This is a genomic window from Vogesella fluminis (genome assembly GCF_014652335.1).
Classification (GTDB): domain Bacteria; phylum Pseudomonadota; class Gammaproteobacteria; order Burkholderiales; family Chromobacteriaceae; genus Vogesella; species Vogesella fluminis.
Map to the genome: position 1 here is coordinate 1 of NZ_BMYP01000085.1, position 3,071 is coordinate 3,071.

General features: G+C 67.5%; 4 protein-coding genes. All 4 read right to left on the reverse strand.

Annotated features, from left to right (window positions below):
* Nucleotides 1-349: 349 nt before the first annotated feature.
* Complete coding sequence (locus IE083_RS15395; protein WP_229799793.1) at nt 350-592, reverse strand: hypothetical protein; 243 nt, start codon at nt 590-592, stop codon at nt 350-352.
* A gap of 151 nt (nt 593-743) precedes the next feature.
* Nucleotides 744-1,496 carry a slipin family protein gene (locus tag IE083_RS15400; protein WP_189354918.1) on the reverse strand — a complete coding sequence of 251 codons (753 nt, stop codon included), beginning with the start codon at nt 1,494-1,496 and terminating at the stop codon, nt 744-746.
* A complete protein-coding gene (locus tag IE083_RS15405; RefSeq protein ID WP_189354919.1) occupies nt 1,493-2,851 on the reverse strand; it encodes an NfeD family protein in 1,359 nt (452 codons plus the stop codon). The genes IE083_RS15400 and IE083_RS15405 overlap by 4 nt, the downstream gene beginning before the upstream one ends.
* A 31-nt stretch (nt 2,852-2,882) precedes the next feature.
* A partial coding sequence (locus IE083_RS15905) for a hypothetical protein (RefSeq protein WP_229799794.1) occupies nt 2,883-3,071 on the reverse strand: 189 nt, incomplete at its 5' end.

Below are 3,071 nucleotides of genomic sequence, written 5' to 3' on the forward strand. Positions count from 1 at the left end.
CTCATCTCACCCCCATCCTCCAGACCTGCCCGCCGTTGCACTTACTCCCTGAATTCGCCAAGTAAGCAAAGAAAAGGCGACCCGAAGGGGCAAGAATTCCCGTGAAAACTGCCGCCAGCCCGGCGCCGCCCATACGCTGCGCTCAAAAGAGGGCGGCTTTTTTCCGGGCTGGCGGCAGTTTGCACGGCTTGCCCCAACGGGATGGCGTGACGGTTCGGTTTTGGCTGACGGTTGACGGTGCCGGTCGGGTAGGTTGGCGCTGAGCTTGCGAAGCCCAACGTTCACCGCGTCAATCAAAGGTTGGCCGCAAGCCGTTTCCGGTTTGCGGCCAACGTTGTTTTGCGATTGATCACATCTCCCTGCTCAGGCCAGCAGGCGGCAGTGCCATTGTTGCAGGTCGGCGGGGATGCCGAGGTCGCGCGGGTTGCCGAAGGGGGGGCCACGGGCTGTGGCCTTCGGCCAAGGCCTTGGCGGCTTCTTCCGGGGTCGGGTAGGCGGCGAGCGCCTCGCCCTCGTGCATGATGTGGTAGCGGCCATCGAGCGGCACGATCTCGAACGGGCCGTAGCGGGTGTCGTAGGTCCAGCATTTCATGATGATGCCCTCCTTGCTTTTAATGGTAGTCGACGGGGCCTGGCTGTTTGCCGCCAAATGCCGCGCGGCCGACACGAATCAGGGCTGGGCAAAAAGCTTGGCCGCAAGCCTTGCCTCGCCTGCGGCCAAGCTTTTCACTCCCGCGCCGGTCTCACGCCGGCGGTGCCTTGCCTCCGCGCAGCGCCTGCAGGATGTCCATCGGGAACACGATGGTGGAGCTCTTGTCGCCGGCGATCTGCGTCAGCGTCTGCATGTAGCGCAGCTGCATCGCTTCCGGCTGCTGCGCCAGCATGTGCGCGGCTTCCAGCAGTTTTTCCGAGGCCTGCAGCTCGCCTTCGGCGTGGATGATCTTGGCGCGCCGTTCGCGCTCGGCCTCGGCCTGGCGGGCGATGGCGCGGATCATCGATTCGTTGAGGTCGACGTGCTTGATCTCGACGTTGGACACCTTGATGCCCCAGCCGTCGGTCTGCGCGTCGAGCGCCTTCTGGATGTCCAGGTTCAGCCGTTCGCGCTCGGCCAGCATCTCGTCCAGCTCGTGCTTGCCCAGCACCGAGCGCAGCGTGGTCTGCGCCAGCTGGCTGGTGGCCTCCAGAAAGTTGGCGACCTGGATGATGGCGCGTTCCGGATCGACCACGCGGAAGTAGAGCACCGCGTTGACCTTCACCGATACGTTGTCGTGCGAGATCACGTCCTGCGTCGGCACGTCCATCACCACGGTGCGCAGGTCGACGCGCACCATCTGCTGCACGCCGGGGATGACCAGGATCAGCCCCGGCCCCTTCACCCGCCAGAAGCGGCCGAGCATGAACACCACGCCGCGCTGGTATTCGCGCAGGATGCGGAACGACGACGCCACCAGCAGCAGTGCCAGCAGCAACAGCCCACTACCCATTCCCAAGATCATGGTGATCCTCCTTTGTCGGTGTCGTCGCTTGGCGCCACCTCCAGCAGCAGCCCTTGCCGTGCGGTCACCCGCACCGGCTGGCCGCGTTTCAGCGGCGTCGCGCTATGCACGCGCCAGCATTCGCCGCGGATGCTGGCCCAACCTTCGCCGTCCAGATCGTCCAGCATCTCGCCGCGGCTGCCGATCAGCGCCACCTCGCCGCCGACCTGCGGCCGGCGCCGGGCCTTGAGCGCCATGCCGCTGACCAGGAACACGAACAGGCCGGAGGTGGCGGCCAGTGCCAGGATCAGCCCCAGCGGCACGCCGAGGCCGGGCTGTTCGGTATCGACCAGCATCACCCCGCCGATGACGAAGGCGACGATGCCGCCCAGCCCCAGCGTGCCGAAGCTGGGCAGGAAGGCCTCGGCGATCATGCAGCCCAGCCCCAGCAGCATCAGCGCCAGCCCGGCGTAGTTGACCGGCAGCATCTGCAGCGCGTACAGCCCCAGCAGCAGGCAGGTGGCGCCGACCACGCCGGGCAGCACGAAGCCGGGGTTGGAGAATTCGAACAGCAGGCCGTAGATGCCCAGGAGCATCAGGATCATCGCCACGCTGGGGTCGGCGATCACGCCGAGGAAGCGGCTGCGCCAGTCCGGCGACAGGGTGATGACCGCGGCGCCGGCGGTGTGCAGCACCCGGGCGCCGCTGGCCATCGGCACGCTGCGGCCGTCCAGCCGTTGCAGCAAGTCGGGGATGTCGCGCGCGGTCAGGTCCACCACCCGCAGCGCCAGCGCGTCGCCGGCCGACAGGCTGACGGCCTCGCGCACCGCGCGCTCGGCCCAGGCCTCGTTGCGGCCGCGCAATTGCGCCAGGCCGCGGATGTAGGCGGCGGCGTCGTTCACCTGCTTGCGGCTCAGCGCGTCCTGGTTGCTGGTGGCCGGGGCGCTGCTGTCGGGCTTGCCGGCCTTGTCCGGCGGGCCGGTCATGCCGATCTGCACCGGGGTGGCGGCGCCGAGGTTGGTGCCGGGGGCCATCGCGGCGATGTGGCTGGCGTACAGGATGTAGGTGCCGGCGCTGGCGGTGCGGGCGCCGCTGGGGGCGACGAAGCTGGCGACCGGCACCGGCGAGGCGAGGATGGCCTTGATGATCTGCCGCATCGAGGTGTCCAGCCCGCCGGGGGTGTCCGTCTGCAGCACGGCCAGCTGTGCGCCCTCGCGCTGCGCGCGTGCCAGGCTGCGGCCAACGTGATCGGCGCTGGCCGGGCCGATGGCACCGCTGAGAGGGATGACGACGACCGGGGCCGGCGTGGCCGCCGCCGTCAGGCCCGGCAGCAGGGCCAGCCAGATCACGGCGATGAACTGCCACAGCTTGCTCATTGCGAAACTCCGCACCATCAGGGCGCTGCTTTCAGTCTAGACCATGATGCCGTTTGCCATGATGGCAGGCTTGGGCGGGCATGTTCTGTGTTTGCAAAGGTTGGCCGCAAGCGTTGCGGCCAACCTTTTTCATTTTTCTTGGCGGTGGGGTTGTTGTGGAATCAACGACTTGCCGCTGTGATGCCAAAAACTCCGCTATCGGGTGTTGACGCCGGTGGTC